The sequence below is a fragment of the Aquimarina sp. AU58 genome (genome assembly GCF_900312745.1).
Classification (GTDB): Bacteria; Bacteroidota; Bacteroidia; order Flavobacteriales; family Flavobacteriaceae; genus Aquimarina; species Aquimarina spinulae.
In genome coordinates this window covers 650,615-669,785 of the sequence record NZ_OMPD01000009.1, presented here as the reverse complement: position 1 = coordinate 669,785, position 19,171 = coordinate 650,615, and the positions used below count along the sequence as shown (strand labels likewise).

Sequence of the window (19,171 nt, the reverse complement as noted above, 5' to 3'; positions counted from 1 at the left end):
AACTTTTGGTATATTTTACTGATTTCTAATGTTTTACCCCCTACTATATAAAACAAATCATGAATATTCAATTAATACAGTTACCCTATATAAAACAATTGATCTTAATTTTTCTTTGTGTTTTTTTCACTTCCTGCTCAGATCAAAAAACAAAGGAAAAAGGTGAAATAGTAGTTCGACAAGAAACAAAATTAGAACAAGGGTCAAATTTTACCCAACAAAAGATAACAGATAACCTTTATGTTATAAAATCTAATAATTATCATACAAATGTTGGTGTTTTTATAGGAAATAAAGAAATCCTTTTAATAGATCCTATGACAGGTTCTAATAATCACCGTGCCTTATTAGAAAAAATAAAAAAGCTCTCTAATAAACCAATTAAATATGTAATCAACACACATCATCATGAAGATCACACCGGGGCAAATTCATTCTTTGTAGAATTAGGGGCAACAATCATTTCTCAAGAAAATATTAAATATACCAGTGCAAAATATGATGTTACTTTTAAAGACAAGTATACGCTCGATTTAGAAAGTGAAAGAGTTGAACTTTATCATATTACTTCACACACTTTTGATGATGTGCTTATTTATTTCACCAAAAACAACACTATTTTTATGGGAGATACCTATATGACTAATTTCTTTCCGCATTTTTATTTCGGAGGTGGTAGTAAGGGTCATATAAATTTCATGGACAAAGCATTATCTATTGGAAACCAAAATACTGTTATTGTAGCGGGTCACGGTAAATTATCTTCTGATAAAGCAGAACTTAAGACGTATAGAAAAAATTCAATACAATGGATTGAAAAAATCAAAGAACTATCACTTGCTGGCAAAACTCCGGATGAAATAACTCAAGATGAAGAAATTAAACAATTAGCTTTGGCTTTTAGTGGAAATAATACCGTACATGCTCAAACAATTGAAAAAACAATTTCTGTTGACTACAATTCTGGCACTGCGTTTCCAGAAAATGCAAAAAATTACGAAGGAATGTACCAATATAAAGATGGAGAAATTGATGAATTAATTTTTCAAGATAAAAAATTAATGCTGCGAAGAAAAGGCGCATATATATTTGAGCTATCTACGCTTTCTGATACCAAATTTCATATCAAAGGACAAGTACCATACAGATATATCTCTTTTTCGAATGACGGAAAAGAATTGACTTATTTTAATGGAAAAGAAAGTCAAATCGCAAAAAGAAAATAACAAATAATAGTCAATGTTACAGAAGTTCCTAATATTATAATGCTATACCCCTCTACAAACTCAGAAGAGGCCTTTCGAAAAGCTATTTTATGGTTCAAATTCATTATCTTTCCATAGTCAAATCATAACTTTATGTAGTCCTACGTATATCTGATGCGTCAAAAAAAATAATTCAATGCTAGATGAAATCATTGCTAAAATAACAAGCGAATATGATACGCTGTCAAATGAAATCATTGAAGAGTGGAAAAGCGATATTCTAATGTTAGAATTAGAAAAAGGTACTCAATTGGTACGTGAAGGTAGTTATACAAATAAGCTTTTCTATATCTATAAAGGGAGTGCAAAGGCATATCACCTAAAAGATGGAAAAGCCATAGCAGATTGGTTTTCTTTTGAGCATGAATTTATCTGTGCTATTACCGGTTATTTTTTGGGCCATCCTAGTGAGCATTATATAGAACTTACCGAAGATAGTATCTTATTAGAGTTTAACCGGAAACATATCAATATCCTTTCAAATAAATATCACGATTTTGAACGATTTACAAGAAATGCCATTACAAAAATAATGCTTCAACTACAGAAAAGGGTCGTATATCTTCAGTTCTCTACTGCAAAAGAACGATATGACTTTCTTTTAAAAGAATACCCAAAAATAGAATTACATATTTCATTGGGTGATATTGCTTCGTACATCGGTATAACCCAAGAGACCCTAAGCCGAATTAGAGCGCAGAAATAGTCGAATTTGATCTATATCAAAGGATTTGTTTTTCTAAATATTGACTTTTACATAATGTAAAAGGAATAAAATGAATAGTATCGCAAACTGGAGATTTATCAGAAAGCATTTTAATGCTACCTATAAGACCAGCTTATCGGTTGCAATAGCTTCTGTAGACAAAGATAACAAACCGACGGTAACACCAATAGGAACATTTTTTTTAAACAAAGATCAAACCGGTTTCTATTTTGAGAAATTTCCTAAAAAGATACCCAATAATGTAAAAACAAATAAAAACGTATGTGTTTTAGGCGTGAATAGCAGCAAATGGTTTTGGATAAAAGCGCTTTACAAATTAAAATTTGATTCCTATCCCGCCATTAGACTCTATGGGGTGTTAGGAGAGAAAAGAAAAGCCACTGATATTGAGATCTCAAGACTAAACAGACGGATGAAGACAACAAAAGGATTAAAAGGAAATGCATACCTATGGGGGAATATGGAATATGTTCGTGATATAAAATTTACCACGGCAGAAGGAGTAAATATTGGAAAAATGACAGAAGCATTATGAATATAACCAAAACCCCAGAAAGTATAGCAGTGATCCGTTTTCCTGATTGCGATCCATTTAATCATTTAAACAACTCCAGGTATATAGATTATTTTATAAACGCCAGAGAAGACCATTTGGTAAATAATTATGATTTTGATGTGTATCGGTATGCGAAAAAAACAGGCAGAAGCTGGTTAGTGACTCAAAATCAAATCGCATATTTTAATCCTGCACAGTTAATGGAAAAAGTAATCATTCTATCAACAATATTAGAATGGAATACCAGCGATATTCTGGTAGAAATGCAAATGTGGAACGAAGAAAAGACCTTATTAAAATCGGTATTATGGACAACATTTACGCATTACGATTTAATTCATCAAAAAAGAAGTAAACATAATGCATATCTAAATGAAAAATTTAGTGAATATGAAAATCCGTTACCATCTTCGCTTCGCTTTGAGCAAAGAATAATTAATATAAAACAGAATAATAAATAATAACTACCGATCGAGTCTATTGATCTAAATATATATAACATAATTACAAGCCCATATGAAATCTACATCAAAAATTCTAAAAATAGCCATAGTAATCCCTGTCCTTTTTTTGTTATTTTACCATATATCCAAACTATATGCTATCTATTTTGGAAACGACATTGTAAACTCAAATGACTTCTTACACTCATTTCAAGATAATATTCCTGTTTCAGCCATAATAACGATACAGAGTATTCTTAGAGGTATTATAATTATTGGTCTTACCTTAATTATTTTTAGAAAAAATATAGGGCTGGTATTAATGTGGCTAGGCATAGGAACACTTATTTCTACTCAATTTTTTATCGTATCGCAATCAAACCACGAGTTGATCCTTTCGATTCACTCTGGATTAAAACCGTTAAAAGGTTTAATTCTCCCCATAGTTATAACATACCTATATAACAAAATCAAACCAACCAAAATATCAAATCATGTTTTCTAAAACCGTATTTTTGAAATGCACCCTTATTTTTAAATAAATATAAATTGGTACGCATATTGTGGTTATTCCTTACTATGAAAAACATAGCAACTCAAACATTTTTTATTCTCATAATTAGTACATTTTGCTACGGGCAAAAATCATATAAATATTCTCAGCCAAAAAATCTTGAGGATGGATGGGAAACAAGCAATCTGCATTCTCAGAATATCGATACCACAAGAATCTATCAATTGTTCAATCAGGTACAGAATGGTAAAAATAAGTTACATAGTATTTTATTAGTAAAAAATAATCAAATCATTATTGAAGAATATTTCAACGACCATTCTGCAAATAAGCAACACGACCTTCGTTCTACAACAAAAAGTATAAGGTCAATTTTATTGGGAATTGCAATTGATAAAGGATTTATTGATAGCATCGACGATCCCATATCAAAGTATCTCAAAAATCTGGTACCAACCAAAAATCTTGACGAGAGAAAAGATAAAATAACAATCAGACATCTATTAACAATGTCTCCTGGATTTGATTGTAATGACTGGGACAAGAAATCAGCAGGGCAAGAGGATAGAGTTTATAAAAAAAAGGACTGGCTTCAATATACGCTTAATTTACCAATGGTTAACGAACCAGGAACAGTCTCTAACTATTGCTCTATGGGCGTAGTTTTAATAGCCGAAATAATAAGTCTAGCTTCAAAAATGACAATCGATAAATTTGCTCAACAATATCTATTCAATCCACTAGACATTACTAATATAAGTTGGGAGCATACTTCGAATAAAAAGGTGATCCTTTCGGGAAAAAGGTTGTATATGGCCTCACGGGACATGGCAAAAATCGGGCAATTGATACTTAATAATGGAAAGTGGAATGAAAGACAAATTGTTTCTAAAAAATGGATTGAAGAATCGACCACTCCAAAAACAAAAATTACAGGAATTGATTACTGCTATTTGTGGTGGAACATTCCATTTAAAGTTGGTGAAAAAATGGTAGTTTCTAAAACAGCAACTGGAAACGGAGGGCAATATATCATGATTTTTCCTAAACTGGATATGGTTGCTGTATTTACAGGTGGCGCATACAACTCGCAAGAAGATAAGTTACCTTTTGCAATAATGAAAGACATCTTCTTACCGGCATTCGCAAACAAAAAATAAAAATCGATATCATTTTCTAATATGGAAGAAAAATCGTTTAACGAGATCTGGAGTATTCTAAAAAACCTAAATAGTTATCAAACCAAAGATGAAATTGATGCATTAGTATCTGATTTTGATTTTGATATGATACGAGAAAGAGGCCTGCTGATGCTTGCAAAAATGGTGATCGATGGAGATATCAATGCTATCCAATATCTTTTAAAAAAAGGGGTTAATGTAAACTTAACATCTTCTGAGCCTTATTACCGTGCAGGGCCAGCACTTCTTTTTGCTTTACAAAACAACATCTCTAGTGTAAGTAAAAAATGCAATATAATTAGATTGCTTATTGACTATGGAAGCGATATTGATGCAACAGTAAAATGGTATACTCAAAATCAAGAAACTGAACTAACGGGAAATTATATAGAATATGGTATAGCACTGGGAGAAGAACATCATAAAATAGTGAATAATGCAAGTTATGATGCAGAATCTCGTAGATCATCAAAAAAAGAAGTTCAGGATTTACAAGTACTGCTTTCTTTGATTAAAGATTTAGGTATAAATCTCAATACCAATACTGCCAAAAATCTACATAACTTTCTAAATATAGACACCAAAACTACTAAGAAAGTAGATACAACGAAGTTTCTTAAAGAGGCATTACTAGAGTTGACTGTTAAAGACAGAGTATATGATTTACCTAGTGTTGCCAAAGAAATCTGTTATTCTTATTTAGAAAACGAAAGCTTTATCCCTTCAAAAGAATGGGCAGAACTCATAAAACATCTTGTAAAAATTTCTTTAACCTTTGAAGAGGTATCTAAGTATGTATATGAAGGTGAAATCGTTTCTTTTATGGATGACGAAGGATGGCTTTCTCAATCTTGGGAAGAATATAATTGGTTTAGTGAATTAACAGCTGTTTTGGCTAATGAAAATGCTTTAAAAAACCCCGAATGGGATAGTCTTTTACTTCTAATCATAAAGGAATGTACAATCTATGATGCCGAAAGTATCGATGAACAGATAGAGGAGATTTTAAAAGAGCCTTGGGTACAATCTCATAAATCATTTCAAAAACTGAAAGCTACTGCAAATCAATATCTTTATTAAACTATAACACTTTGTTATCAATAGCATTGTAACTAGGTAAGGAAAAAGAAAATGATATTGACAGAAAAAACATAAACGAGAACTCTATAAAAAAAGTAATTGGGAATCCAGAAAAGGTTGATTTCAAAAATCCCAGAGCGATAGGAAGCACTTTATTTTTTCTAAAATCATTTAAAAACAAATCTTCCTATAATGAGTGCCTTAAGATCGATTCAAAATGTAACTTCGAAAAATACTCAGGTGGCCTATTGTTGCACACTAATTATTCTAACAAATTGTTCGCTATTCCAATCAAAAAAGACAATATAAAATCAATTAAATTAATTCGGGGAAAAGAAACAATCACACCTTTTTTACTATCTCCTATGAATATTGCATTAAGATTAAGAGTTTCTATACGTTATGCCAGATATTTTAGATTAAATGGAACCGAATATGCTATTGAAAAAACAAGCCCTGAATTAAAAACCGATGCAGATGAAATGAAGTTCATAGCAAATGAATATGTATTCGAAAATCAACAGTCTTTTTTCAAATCTTTAAAATACGGATACAAACTAGAAGTGATACCCAAATAATCTAATACGACATTTAGGTATATTAAGTATAACATTACAATAAACCATTAACATTTATGTGAGGAGTTACCAGGTTTAATTCCTAAAATAGCATTAAACTGTTTGACTTCGCGTTTATAAAACTGGAAGAATTTACGTAGAAAAAAAGCAAAACTATGGCTGGGTTGTTTCATAAGTATGTAATTTTAGATATACTTTATTAGTATCGTTACATATAAAAATATCACACTTTTTAGAAGAAATTTTTACGATAAAAATAATTGCTATCACTAAAGTCCCTCTTTATAATGATATATGTACTGGTATACAAACATCAAAAACCTCATTTTTGAGATAAACTCACCCAGATTAATATGGTTAGCCAATAGTAAAGCAAATATAATTCGAACTGAAATAATAGAAAAAGTAAACCATAACTATCCTTTCGATCAACAACTATTATTATATTTAGCATTACTTACAAGCGTAAAATGAAATTTAAACCTAAATATTCAATTATTTTATTGATTACATTCACATTGAGCTCTTGCCAAAATGAAGAAAATTTAATCTTTCAAAAAATAATTGGGCAGTGGGCCATTCAGGAAATAACATATAAAGGTGAAAACATAAAAGATTATTTGATAGTCAATTTTATGACTTTTGATAAAGAATATTTTACAATTCCTGAGATCGGAAAACATAAAGCTGAAAATGAATATGACAAACCTCAATGGAATCTAAATACTAAAGTCTCAAATAAAAAAATTATAAAACATACAACCCTCCCATAACAAAGAGATTCTATACACACCAATAAATAAAGATTAACATTTTAATTAATCATTATAATAATGCACGATAAAAGTAGCTCTAACCAACAACAGCCCAACAACCCTTTACATGGGATGAAATTAATAGACATATTACAGGTATTAGTAGCACATTATGGCTGGGAACGATTAGCGATGAAAATTAATATTAATTGTTTTAAAAAGGATCCTTCGATTAAGTCTAGTCTTAAATTTTTAAGAAAAACACAATGGGCAAGAGATAAGGTTGAACAGCTTTATCTTGAGTTACAAAAAAAAATAACTGATGAATCATAAACTTTACATAGAAACTCCAATTTATAGATCACATAAATTAAAAAAAGAACAACAAAAAAACATATTTTATAAGCTAGACTGCTATCAACCAACCGGCTCTTTCAAAATTAGAGGTATGGAAGAATTGTGTCGCTTTCATTTCGAAAAAGGAAAAAAAAGCTTCATTGCCTCTTCGGGCGGAAATGCCGGATATTCTTTGGCATATGTTGGGAAACATATTGGTGTAAAAGTTAAAGTGGTCGTTCCTAAAACGACTTCTGCATTTATGATTAACAAAATAGCAAATTTAGGAACCGAGGTCGAAGTATATGGTAATGTTTGGGATGAAGCTCATCGATACGCCCAGAAAATTTCTGAAGAGACAGGTGCTGTTTATGTTTCTCCGTTTGATGATCCTTTACTTTGGAAAGGCCATTCGACGATTATTGATGAATGTGCAAGACAAATACAGCAACCCGATAAAATTATAGTATCTGTTGGTGGCGGAGGCTTACTTTGCGGAATATTCGAAGGAATGAAAAAAAATGGATGGGAAAGCACTCAGGTAATGACAACCGAAACTACAGGTGCAGCATCATTTTATAAAAGTTGGCAAGCAAAAAAAATTATAGAATTAGAAGAAATATCCTCTATTGCAACCAGTTTAGGAGCAAAAAAAATTGCCAAAAAATCATTAGAACTAGCATCTTATTTCAATGTTAAACCAATCACCGTTAGTGATAAAGAAGCTGTTGATGCTTCATTTAATTTTTTGGATGAATACAATGTAATCGTCGAACCGGCATGTGGAGCAGCACTTTCTGTTCCTTATTTTTACCCTGAATTGATAACAGAAAATGAAACCGTTTTAGTAATTGTATGTGGTGGAGCGAATACAGAAATAAATACATTGCTCAGCAATAAATAAACTCTATACATCAGCAATACTAAAATGCTATAAATACCTGTCAAAAACAACACATTCTATTTTGTAAAACTGTATTTTTGATATAAGCTCATATTGACCATGTGAGGTTTTAAAATAAATACAAGTATTCTAGTACAAATACTGTTGTTGCCAGCACCAAATCAGGCCCTATGAAAACAATCTTAACTTTTCTTTTTACACTACTCATCGGCACTTCTATCCAGGCTCAAAAATCTTCATACGCTCTGGGAAATGATAGAAAAGGTAATCAAAGTGTTATCGAATTTCTAGAAGAGTTAATCGATAAAAAAGAAAATATTAAAGAACTGGATTTATCCCACGGAAAACTAGATAGTATTCCTAAAATTATCGGAAAATTTAAAAACCTAAAAGTCTTAAGATTATATGGTAATAATTTATCTAATATAACACAGCAAATATGCCAACTCACCAACTTAGAACGTCTGGACTTACGGTTAAATATGCTTGAAAAACTACCCAAATCTATAGAATGTCTAAAACAATTAAAAGACTTAGACCTGCAAGAAAATTTATTAACCGAATTACCCGAATCACTTGGAAACCTATCCAGTTTAACCGATTTGTATCTACAAAACAATCCCATAAGAAAATTACCCAATTCAATAGGAAATCTTAAACGATTAAAAAATATATATTTAAGAAATAACGCGATTAAAGAGCTTCCGGATTCTTTTATCAACTTAGAAAAATTAGAAATTCTTTTTATTGTAAATAATCCTCTGGAACGACTTCCTGATGCTATAGGAAACCTTAAAACATTGCAAAGTATTTCTATCTATGACAACAAAATTTCGAATTTGCCTCAATCTATGGAGAAGTTGACCAGATTAAGATATTTAGATGTTCATGGAAATAAAATTAATCCTGCTGATATCGAAAATCTAAGGGAAAAATTAAAATATTGTGAAATTGAGAAGTAATCTATTGCCCATTAGTGCGTACTTATAACATAAGTAGCAACTTCAAAAGATTAATATATCATGAGAGAATATACAAAAAGAAACGCTGTTACTTTCTTCTTTATTCTAACATTTATTATCTCATGGAGTGGAGTTTTGATTGTAGCAAGCCAAACTGGGATTCCGGCTACCTCAAAACAATTCGACAAACTGCTTCCTATTGCAATGATTCCATATTTATTTGGCCCCAGTATCGCTGGTTTTATTATACTTGGAATAACCAAAGGTAAAAAAGGGTTCAAAGATCTACTCAAAAAATTAATGACTTGGCGCTTAAGAACTCGATTATACCTCATAGCGATATTGACTATACCTATTCTTTCAATTATTTCTCTCTTCATTTTAAATCAATTTTCAGAAGTATACATTCCAGATATTATCACAACAGAGGATAAAACAAACTTGATTCTAAGCGGGTTAATTTATGGAATAGTTGGAGGAGGCATTCTAGAAGAATTGGGGTGGTCTGGATTTGTCACGCCAAAACTAAGAGAACACTACGGAGTGTTAAAGACGGGTTTGATTATTGGGGTATTCTGGGGAGCTTGGCATTTCCTTCCGGTTATTTGGGGGTCTGGTGACAGTTCTGGTAATTTAGTGCTATCTAAATTTCTACCTGGCTTTTTCTTTCATTACGCTGGCCTAATTCCCATAAGAATTTTGATTGTTTGGCTCTATGACAAATCAAATAGTTTAATTTCACCCCTTATTATGCACGCTACAGGTACAGCTTCTACATTTTTTATCTTCAATATTTCTGAAATAGGAATACCTCTCTTTATTTATTATTTTTTACTTGCTATCCTACTGTGGTTATTTATTGTATTGATTCGATACAAATACGGATTGTAATAGGAATAATACTTTCAATAAAAAACAAATCACTAAAACGATATATCCTTATTAAAAATTGATCCATAGTTATCTAATAGCAATAGAATATCAAATTCACAAAACATTAGCAATTTTTGGGTTGTAGCACTTTAAAAATAGTTAGACATTTGAATACACATTTCCTAAATGAAAAGAGTATGAAAATTGAAAATTGCACAATAGATGATATCGATGAGATATACCGGTTATACAGAATAGCTTCTGCATATCAAAAATCAAAAGAAGGAGTTGTCGTTTGGCCAGAATTTGAGCGAAAACTTGTAGAAGATAGTATTTCAGAAAACAGGCAGTGGAAAATTACCATTGATAACAAGATTGCCTGTGTATGGACCATCACATTTAGCGACGAGCAAATTTGGGAAGAAAAAAATGGCGATGCGGCTATCTATATTCATCGTATCGCAACCAATCCCGATTTTAGAGGTCAAAATTTTGTAGCAACCATTGTAGAATGGTCAAAAGAATATGCCCAAAAAAGTAATAAGGATTATATACGATTAGATACACTAGGCAACAATGTAAAGCTTATCGAACATTATAAAAAAGCTGGTTTTGACTTTTTAGGGTTCTTTGATTTAAAAAATACCGAGGGATTACCCGATCATTATGGTAAGGCTCCCGCCAGTCTATTCGAAATAAAGTTATCTTAGTAACGCTATACAACTCTTACTGTATAAAAATAAAGATGATGAACTTAGAAGAAAACAAAAAGAATGCTATCGCATTCTACAAAACTGCCTATACCGGAAATCCTAAAAAAGCGGTAGAACGCTACGTTGGCGATGTGTATATTCAACATAACCCAGATGTAAAAGATGGTACCCAGGGATTTATTGATTACTTCGAAAAAATGCAAGTCGAGTATCCCGAGAAATCAATCGAATTTGTACGTTGTATTGCCGAAGGTGATCTGGTCGCATTACATACGCATCAAACCTGGCCCGGAAATGATGAATATATAACCATGGATTTTTTTAGGTTTGATGAAAAAGGCAAAATTGTAGAGCATTGGGATGCCATCCAGCAAATCCCTGAAAAAAGTGCTAATAAGAATACCATGTACTAATTAAAGCTGCCAATACTCTATAAAATCTCATACCAAATACCAATATCTTTGCGTATTTTGAAGTAAAAAAATCAAAAGCACTGTAACAATTTTATACTCCTTTCATCTTTACACCAACACATCTTAATATCGATATTAAGAATAGATTTATAAACAGTACAATACAAAAAGGTCGTACTGTAGTTTTTGCAATGCAAAGTTATCTTAGTAATGACGCATGTTTGTTAGTGATAATTATGAAACATCAACTTATGAAACCATTTTTAAAAAGTCTTTTATTATTAGCAGTTGTACTAATATTAAGTTGTAACCCAAATAAAAGTACTCCTACTCTTAATGAACTTGAGAAGGCAGAAAACACATTAAAAAATTATGACTCGTTAACGCAATCCAAAATTATGATTGTAGGAACATTACATTTTGGTAAAGACATTCTTGAATCCGAAAATCAAGAGAATATTGCAAAATTGGTCAAAACTATATCCAAATACAACCCTACAAAAGTAGTATTAGAATGGGAGCCTTCTGCATTATCTATAGCAAACCAGGAGTATCAATCTTTTGTAGCTGATACATTTAATATTTCAAACAAGAGAAATGAAGTTTATCAATTAGGATTTCGCATTGCTAAAAATATGAAACACGATAGTATATACTTTTTTGATAATCAAACCGAATTTATAGGTTCTTTAGAGAATTTTTCCTTTGATTCATTTGGTGAGTATGCTAAACAAAATGATGATGGTTTTTACAATACATATGAAAAACATCTAACTAAGATTTTTAATCAAAATCAAAAGACATACAAAAATCATAATCTTTATGATCGTATTGCACTTATGAACTCTCCAACGGCTCAAAAATTTAACGCGCAACGTATGCATATGTATGAAATAAGAGTTGGGATTCAAAAAAACTGGATCGGCCCCGATTGGGTAGGTCGGTGGTACCAAAGAAATGTAAGAATGGCAGGCAACATTCTAAAAATGACACAGACAGGCGATAGAATACTTGTTATTGTTGGTGATAATCATAAATGGACATTAGACATGCTATTTGAAAACATTCCGGATTTTGAAGTGGTTTCAAGTTGGGATTATCTAAAGAATAATCACTAACAAGTTTATCGCTTTATCTAAAGTTTAAAACTCGACCCTATCTACAATAGAATAAAAAAATCTATAAAATAGCAGTGCAACAAAACTTCCTGTAAATGGTATAGGCATACCTCCTATCGGCGCTAACCCATATACAAAAAACCACGAATTACAAACTACATATCGTCTACCGGTGCTGATCACGATAGATTTTTTTATATTAGTCTCAATATAGTATATCGTAGTAGATAGCTATAGAAAAACAACAACCAGATCAACAATATAAAAAAGAACATCATACCTGATGAAGAAAGGAATTATAATTCTGGGAAGTTCAAATAGTAATGGAGATACATACAAGGCAGCTTCATTCGTTAGCCAGCAAATGAACTATTCTATAATAGATTTAAAAGCAAAATATATATCAGAATTTGATTACGAATTCAAAAATAGAAATGATGATTTTCATCCTTTAATTCATGAAATTGTAAATCAATATGACCTCATTATTTTTGCAACTCCCGTGTATTGGTATACCATGAGTGGAATTTTGAAAACGTTTTTAGATAGAATTTCTGATTGTTTAAAAATAAAAAAAGATGTAGGTAGAAAACTAAGAGGAATGGAAATGGCAGTACTAAGTTGTGGTTCGGATAAACAACTAAAAGATGGATTTCATATGCCATTTGTAGAAACATCAAAATATCTGGGCATGAAATATATCGGAGATGTACATTGCTGGATCGAAAACAATACCATTCCTGATTTGGTAGAAACAAAATTGAAGGATTTTATAAATCAAATACAATAATGGATATTGATCTCTATCTAGAACGAATAAAATACAAGAAAGACGTAAGTGTTAATGAAAAAGTGCTTTTCGAACTTCAGCAATCTCACTTAAAAAATGTGCCTTTCGAAAATCTAGACATTCATTACGATAGAGAAATCACACTTAACATTGATGCTATTTACAATAAAATAGTAGTGCAAAAAAGAGGAGGGTTTTGCTATGAGTTAAACGGGTTATTCTATCGTTTCCTAAAAGAAATTGGATTTGATGTAAAAATGATTTCGGGCAGGGTTTATAACACATCAAAAGGATACGGAAAAGAATACGATCATTTAGCCATAATAGCTTCTATACATAACAATGATTATCTGGTAGATGTAGGATTTGGTAAATTCTCATATACCCCATTACTGATTAAACCCGGGAACAGGTTATCAGATGATTTTGGTTATTTTGAATTCGATACATTTGATGATGATTATTTAAGAGTAAATGAAGTGGTAGATGAAGTATCGACTCCACAATATATTTTTAAAACTATAAATCGAAATTTTAATGAATTTCAAGAAATGTGTATGTTTCATCAAACCAGTAAAGATTCTCATTTTACACAAAAAAAAGTAATCTCTATGATAACCGATACAGGAAGAATTACTTTAAATGACAATCAATGTAAAATTACCAAAGGAACAGATACCGAGATCATAGAATTTAAAGAAGAAACAAAATTTAACGAGCTTCTAAAAAAACATTTTGATATCGAAATACAGAAGTCTTCCTAAATCAAATTATAATATCATACTAAAAATAAATGGCAATTACATTTCCTATTATAGAAACAGAACGATTACGACTACGACAGTTTACAAACAATGATTTAGAGAATGTATATCTCGGTCTATCGAATCCCGATGTAATCAAATACTATGGGGTTAGCTTTAATAGTCGTGAAGCGACCAAAGAGCAAATGACATGGTTTGCAGAATTAGAGAAAAACGAAACCGGCATATGGTGGGCTGTTTGCTCAAAAGATGGTAACATCTTCTATGGTGCAGGAGGACTAAATGCTATCGAAAAAGAAAACAAAAAAGCAGAAATCGGATTCTGGCTTCTTCCCGAGCACTGGGGAAAAGGAATCATGAAAGAAGTAATGCCTCTCATTTGTAAATTTGGATTTGAAAATCTAGGATTGCATAGAATTGAAGGTTTTGTAGATGCCGAGAACTCGAACTGCAAAAATGGACTGGCAAAATTAGATTTTGAATACGAAGGGACAATGGTCGACTGCGAAATCAAAAACGGAAAACATATTAGCGTAGCTATTTATGCTATGTTAAATAAGTAAGAGGATAAAACAAAAAGTGAGATATAACAACGCTTAATTTAACGACAAATACATACCATGCCTAATATAAATAACTTTACTCTTATCGGTGCCGGAATTATGAGTGCCACTTTAGGTGTACTCATAAAAGAATTAATTCCTGATGCCCAGATAAACATCTACGAACGATTAGACAAAGTAGGTGCCGAAAGTTCTGATGCATGGAATAATGCAGGTACCGGGCATTCTGCCTTTTGTGAATTGAATTATACTCCCGAACGAGAGAATGGTGCGATCGATATTTCTAAAGCATTAAGAATTAGTGATAATTTTGAGGTTTCAAAACAGTTATGGGCATATTTACTAGAAAAAGGCTATCTACAAACCGAAAGTCCATTTATTAATGATATCGATCATATGAGCTTTTTGTGGGGTGATGAAAATATTGCATTTCTAAAAAAGAGACATGAAGCACTGACTCAATACGACATGTTTAAGAACATGAAATATGCAGAAGATCATAAAGAAATCACTGAATGGATTCCCCTGATTATGACTGGTCGTGATCCTAAACAAAAGGTTGCTGCTACCAGAATGCCTATTGGTACAGATGTAAATTTTGGTGCTATTACACGCGGAATGATAAAATACCTGGAAACCTGCAATGGCGTAAATCTGCATCTAGGTCATGAAGTAGAAGATCTTAAAATGCAAGACAATGGTAATTGGCAAATTGATGTAACAGATTTACAAAGCTCAGAAGAAAAAACAGTGACTACTCAATTTGTTTTTGTTGGTGCTGGTGGTGGATCACTATTGCTTCTGGAAAAATCAGATATCCCAGAAGAGCGCGGGTATGGTGGTTTTCCTGTAAGTGGTCAATTCCTGCGTTGTAACAATCCTGATGTTATTGTTAAACATGAAGCCAAAGTCTATGGTAAAGCCGAAACCGGATCCCCACCAATGTCTGTACCTCATCTCGACACCAGAATGTTAGATGGGGAACGTTCGTTATTATTTGGGCCTTATGCAGGTTTCTCTACCAAGTTTTTAAAGAATGGCTCATATATGGATCTCCCTTTGTCTATAGAAGCACATAATATTTGGCCAATGTTAGCAGCAGGAGTTCATAATTTGTCATTAACAAAATATCTAATCCAACAAGTATATCAGTCTCCCGAAGAACGATTTGCCACATTGCAAAAATACTATCCCGAAGCTAAGTTTGAAGATTGGGAATTAATCACTGCTGGACAGAGAGTTCAGATTATTAAAAAAGACAAAGAAGATGGCGGGATTCTTAAATTTGGAACCGAAATTGTTACCAATCAGAAAAAGACAATGGCTGTTTTACTAGGTGCCTCACCAGGAGCCTCTACTTCTGTCTCTATAATGTTAAATGTGCTGTCAGAATGTTTCCCAGAAGAAATGAAATCAAAATCATGGAATACTACTTTAAGACAAATTATTCCCAGTTTTGGCAAATCTTTAATTGAAGATGGTAAATTATGTCTTCAAACCAGAAACAGAACAACAGAGATATTAAAGCTACAATCGTCTAGGCAAACTCCTACCTAGGCCGCTATACAGTAAAAAAGAAAGTGTATATTTTGTATCAATACTTTTGTAATGCTATTGGTTTCATAAATTATACAAATGTCTAATCTGAACTACGCAATTAAGATAAAACAAACTTTTATTGAGTATGAATTTTGAAATATTAGATTTTTTGATTTTAATAGGAGTAACTCAAGGGTTTATCTTTGCGATTATAATTTTATTTTCCAAATTTTTTAAAAACAAAGCCAATTTATACCTGGGGATAAGTCTTTTACTCGGAGTTTTTATCAATATTCAATATTGGGCCTTACATTATAATTGGTATAAAGAGCATCAAAATTTTAGAATCCTAGAAGATATTGAATTAGTATTGGCTTTTCCGGTAACCTTATATTTTTATTACTTAAAATTATTAAATCCTTCATTAAAACTTAGAAATAAGGAGTGGTTGTTATTTGTTCCCTTTATTATATCAATAGGGCTAAATCTATATATTGGCGGGCAGTTTTACTTTGATTTATACCCTATTCATAACAAAGCATGGATACCTCATTTTTATACGATAGAATATTACTTTTCGATTTTATTTAATTTAGTTCTACTTGTAGTAGAATTTCGCTTGTTATTTAAAAACACTATCAAATATCAACCCGATATCGGCTATGATCTAAAATGGATACGTCTATTTTATACTTTTCATGTTTTGCTCATCTTTTTTTGGATTTTAACAAGTGTAGTAGATTATTACTATAACAGTGATTATTCTATCATTATATGGCTATTGCTAAATATCCTTTTTTATTGGATTGGTTATCAAGGTATATACAAGTTTACTTTGGCCAAAAACAGATTCGAAATAAGAGAGATTAACAAAAAGAAAACAAATGAAAAACAGAAAGAGCTTGTAAAATTTAAAGAAGGAGAAGACAACCCATATTTTAAAAAATTTATACAACTTCTAGAAACTGAAAAGGTATATAGAAATCAACAATTGAGTAGAGATGATATTGCAACTCGGTTAAATATAAGCATTGGTTACCTTTCTCAAATAATTAATAGTGTTGCTCAAAAGAATTTTTCTGATTATTTAAACGCATACAGAGTGAAAGAAGCTAAAACCATGATTTTAGATCCTGAATTTGACAACTATGATATGGTAGCAATAGGACTTGAAGCTGGATTTAATTCTAAATCTGCTTTTTATAAATATTTTAAGAAAGAAACCGGCCATACCCCAACTACATTTAAAAAAATACACAAGGAACAGAGGTAATGATAAAAAAGAGTCCATAATTGTTCAATTCTAACTTTTAGAGACTTCTAACTTTTAAAACCAAACTAATTTTGCTCAAAACAAAAAAGAAAAGTTATGAGCAAAAAACTAATTGTATTCGTTTTAATAACATTAAATATTACTTTTTCATGTAATACCGATGATGATGTCGTTGGTACAATTAATGAAACATTTATTATTGGTCAATGGCAATTATCCAGTTCTACCAAAAATGGAACTACTATTGATTTAGACACTTGTGATCTTATGAAAACTTATGTTTTTAGTAACTCTAATAAAGTAAGTATTACGCTTTACAAGTTTAACACAAACAATGTATGTGAAGAAGATGCTAAAACAACTTATGATTATACTATTACTGGTGCTAATCTTACCATTAGTAACAGTAGTGCTTTTGTAATCTCGACTCCAAAAAATACCACCCTTATTCTCACATCCAAAAGTTCATCAGATATTTTTGTAAATACATATACCAGGAAATAACCAAAAAATATCTTGCGTTAAAAATGTCCGGGTTTATTATCATGATAAATCTGGACATTTCTATATTTTATGATCTGAATATATAGCAAAGAATTCTTTTATTACACTCGGTATTATGAAGATTTAACAATATTCATAACAACAAAACCCAGAGGTAGTACGTTAAGATATTCACACACGATCATGTTAAAGAACTCATGAATATATTACCTAAATACGGGCTACTGCAGTTTAGAAATGCAGCGAGAATATATAGTAAGTCTATTACTGAAAGTCTGCAACTCTTTAGGGAAGAAACAAAATTTCTTAAAACTTCTTTGTTTTTTTCTTATAAACACGACGAGCTTGAAGAACTCGATAGTGCAATTAATTTTTTAAAAGGGTTTGGTGTACTTATCTATGCAGATTATTTGTTGCTTGATCCAGATACTACAGAAAACCCCAGTAAGGTAACCGACAAAGAAGTCCAGCAAAAAACAGAAGGAAAAATAAAGGATAATAAAAAGTTTATTTTCCTGGCCACAGAAAATGCTATTAGTTCTAAACGTTGTAAGTGGGAATTACGATATGCCAATACACAAAAATCCAAAGATCATATCGCTATTTTCCCTATACGAGAAGATTATACAGATTATGGTGGTGCAGAGTACCTACAAAAATTTTCCTACATTCAAAAAAGTGAAAGTAACCCAGATGGGTATGATGTTAAATCTCCTAATGGAGATATTATAGAACTAGGTGCTTGGTTAGCATCTTAATTTGGTATCTAAAACCTTAGAAAATACCATATCGCAGTTAAGTGGTTTGCTATTCAGAGTTTTGTGTTTATCAAAAATCTGAGATCAAATTCATATATGACCAATGAACTTAACCAGTTTTTATCTTCTTTAAAGATTTTTTTCAATATCATCATAGTAAATCATAAGAATCAAAATTCACTGATTATCTGCGCCTTTTTTATTTAAAAAAAACGAACTCCAATTGGGGGGTAATGCTCAATAACACGTCTTATATAATAAGTACCATTATCATTACAAATAACAATTAACGTAGTGCCCAAGCTTAACCAATTTCTAGTAATCGTAGGTATACTTACCTATTTATAGTATATCTCTCTGGTATAAACCTTAGTAAAAACACGAAAAATGCTTCTAAAAAAATCATTTAGTATACATATACTACATGTTTTATTCCTCCCTATGTTAATAAAACATTTTGATATTTTGTATATCCAATTACTTTCTATATCAAAAATGCATTTTCTTTTTATTTCGGCATTTCATAAAACACTACCTACGCTATATACTCCCCAAAATATTC

At 31.3% G+C, this 19,171-nt stretch carries 23 protein-coding genes; all 23 read left to right on the top strand.

The window, feature by feature from the left end:
* Window positions 1–59 precede the first annotated feature (59 nt).
* Window positions 60–1,226 carry an MBL fold metallo-hydrolase gene (locus DK441_RS09470; protein WP_109098494.1) on the top strand — a complete coding sequence of 389 codons (1,167 nt, stop codon included), beginning with the start codon at window positions 60–62 and terminating at the stop codon, window positions 1,224–1,226.
* 175 nt (window positions 1,227–1,401) lie between these two features.
* Window positions 1,402–1,971, top strand: a complete 570-nt coding sequence (locus DK441_RS09465; protein ID WP_074407704.1) for a Crp/Fnr family transcriptional regulator — start codon at window positions 1,402–1,404, stop codon at window positions 1,969–1,971.
* Window positions 1,972–2,041: 70 nt separating this feature from the next.
* Window positions 2,042–2,527: a pyridoxamine 5'-phosphate oxidase family protein gene (locus tag DK441_RS09460; RefSeq protein ID WP_109098493.1), complete on the top strand. Its 486-nt coding sequence runs from the start codon at window positions 2,042–2,044 to the stop codon at window positions 2,525–2,527.
* A complete protein-coding gene (locus tag DK441_RS09455; RefSeq protein ID WP_109098492.1) occupies window positions 2,524–3,009 on the top strand; it encodes a thioesterase family protein in 486 nt (161 codons plus the stop codon). The genes DK441_RS09460 and DK441_RS09455 overlap by 4 nt, the downstream gene beginning before the upstream one ends.
* A 55-nt stretch (window positions 3,010–3,064) precedes the next feature.
* Window positions 3,065–3,496 (top strand): hypothetical protein, encoded by a 432-nt coding sequence (locus DK441_RS09450; RefSeq protein ID WP_109098491.1) that lies wholly within the window; start codon window positions 3,065–3,067, stop codon window positions 3,494–3,496.
* Between the two features lie 74 nt (window positions 3,497–3,570).
* Entirely contained in the window at window positions 3,571–4,665 is a 1,095-nt protein-coding gene (locus tag DK441_RS09445; protein WP_109098490.1) for a serine hydrolase, read from the top strand.
* 21 nt (window positions 4,666–4,686) lie between these two features.
* Complete coding sequence (locus DK441_RS09440) at window positions 4,687–5,766, top strand: hypothetical protein (protein ID WP_109098489.1); 1,080 nt, start codon at window positions 4,687–4,689, stop codon at window positions 5,764–5,766.
* 365 nt (window positions 5,767–6,131) lie between these two features.
* Window positions 6,132–6,344, top strand: a complete 213-nt coding sequence (locus DK441_RS09435) for a hypothetical protein (RefSeq protein ID WP_160112021.1) — start codon at window positions 6,132–6,134, stop codon at window positions 6,342–6,344.
* Between the two features lie 470 nt (window positions 6,345–6,814).
* A complete protein-coding gene (locus tag DK441_RS09425; protein WP_109098486.1) occupies window positions 6,815–7,117 on the top strand; it encodes a hypothetical protein in 303 nt (100 codons plus the stop codon).
* Window positions 7,118–7,177: 60 nt separating this feature from the next.
* The gene (locus DK441_RS09420) at window positions 7,178–7,432 is read left to right on the top strand and encodes a VF530 family DNA-binding protein (protein ID WP_109098485.1); all 255 of its coding nucleotides are present in this window, start codon (window positions 7,178–7,180) and stop codon (window positions 7,430–7,432) included.
* On the top strand, window positions 7,422–8,339 hold the full coding sequence (locus tag DK441_RS09415; RefSeq protein ID WP_109098484.1) for a pyridoxal-phosphate dependent enzyme: 918 nt from the start codon (window positions 7,422–7,424) through the stop codon (window positions 8,337–8,339). Before DK441_RS09420 ends, DK441_RS09415 begins: the two co-directional genes overlap by 11 nt.
* Window positions 8,340–8,509: 170 nt before the next feature.
* A complete protein-coding gene (locus DK441_RS09410) occupies window positions 8,510–9,301 on the top strand; it encodes a leucine-rich repeat domain-containing protein (protein WP_109098483.1) in 792 nt (263 codons plus the stop codon).
* A gap of 60 nt (window positions 9,302–9,361) precedes the next feature.
* Window positions 9,362–10,192, top strand: coding sequence for a CPBP family intramembrane glutamic endopeptidase (locus DK441_RS09405; protein ID WP_109098482.1), 831 nt, complete (start codon window positions 9,362–9,364; stop codon window positions 10,190–10,192).
* 179 nt (window positions 10,193–10,371) lie between these two features.
* Window positions 10,372–10,884, top strand: coding sequence for a GNAT family N-acetyltransferase (locus DK441_RS09400; RefSeq protein ID WP_109098481.1), 513 nt, complete (start codon window positions 10,372–10,374; stop codon window positions 10,882–10,884).
* Window positions 10,885–10,922: 38 nt separating this feature from the next.
* Window positions 10,923–11,300 (top strand): ester cyclase, encoded by a 378-nt coding sequence (locus DK441_RS09395; RefSeq protein ID WP_074407702.1) that lies wholly within the window; start codon window positions 10,923–10,925, stop codon window positions 11,298–11,300.
* Window positions 11,301–11,551: 251 nt separating this feature from the next.
* The gene (locus tag DK441_RS09390) at window positions 11,552–12,418 is read left to right on the top strand and encodes a DUF5694 domain-containing protein (protein WP_160112020.1); all 867 of its coding nucleotides are present in this window, start codon (window positions 11,552–11,554) and stop codon (window positions 12,416–12,418) included.
* Window positions 12,419–12,701: 283 nt separating this feature from the next.
* Window positions 12,702–13,208 (top strand): flavodoxin family protein, encoded by a 507-nt coding sequence (locus DK441_RS09385; RefSeq protein ID WP_109098479.1) that lies wholly within the window; start codon window positions 12,702–12,704, stop codon window positions 13,206–13,208.
* Window positions 13,208–13,972 (top strand): arylamine N-acetyltransferase, encoded by a 765-nt coding sequence (locus DK441_RS09380; protein WP_109098478.1) that lies wholly within the window; start codon window positions 13,208–13,210, stop codon window positions 13,970–13,972. The genes DK441_RS09385 and DK441_RS09380 overlap by 1 nt, the downstream gene beginning before the upstream one ends.
* Window positions 13,973–14,001: 29 nt before the next feature.
* Complete coding sequence (locus DK441_RS09375) at window positions 14,002–14,535, top strand: GNAT family N-acetyltransferase (RefSeq protein ID WP_109098477.1); 534 nt, start codon at window positions 14,002–14,004, stop codon at window positions 14,533–14,535.
* Window positions 14,536–14,592: 57 nt separating this feature from the next.
* Window positions 14,593–16,092, top strand: coding sequence for a malate dehydrogenase (quinone) (mqo, locus tag DK441_RS09370; RefSeq protein ID WP_109098476.1), 1,500 nt, complete (start codon window positions 14,593–14,595; stop codon window positions 16,090–16,092).
* Between the two features lie 127 nt (window positions 16,093–16,219).
* Window positions 16,220–17,347, top strand: a complete 1,128-nt coding sequence (locus tag DK441_RS09365) for a helix-turn-helix domain-containing protein (protein WP_109098475.1) — start codon at window positions 16,220–16,222, stop codon at window positions 17,345–17,347.
* Window positions 17,348–17,443: 96 nt separating this feature from the next.
* Window positions 17,444–17,851 (top strand): lipocalin family protein, encoded by a 408-nt coding sequence (locus tag DK441_RS09360; protein ID WP_109098474.1) that lies wholly within the window; start codon window positions 17,444–17,446, stop codon window positions 17,849–17,851.
* 197 nt (window positions 17,852–18,048) lie between these two features.
* Window positions 18,049–18,609: a TIR domain-containing protein gene (locus DK441_RS09355; RefSeq protein WP_109098473.1), complete on the top strand. Its 561-nt coding sequence runs from the start codon at window positions 18,049–18,051 to the stop codon at window positions 18,607–18,609.
* Window positions 18,610–19,171: the final 562 nt, after the last annotated feature.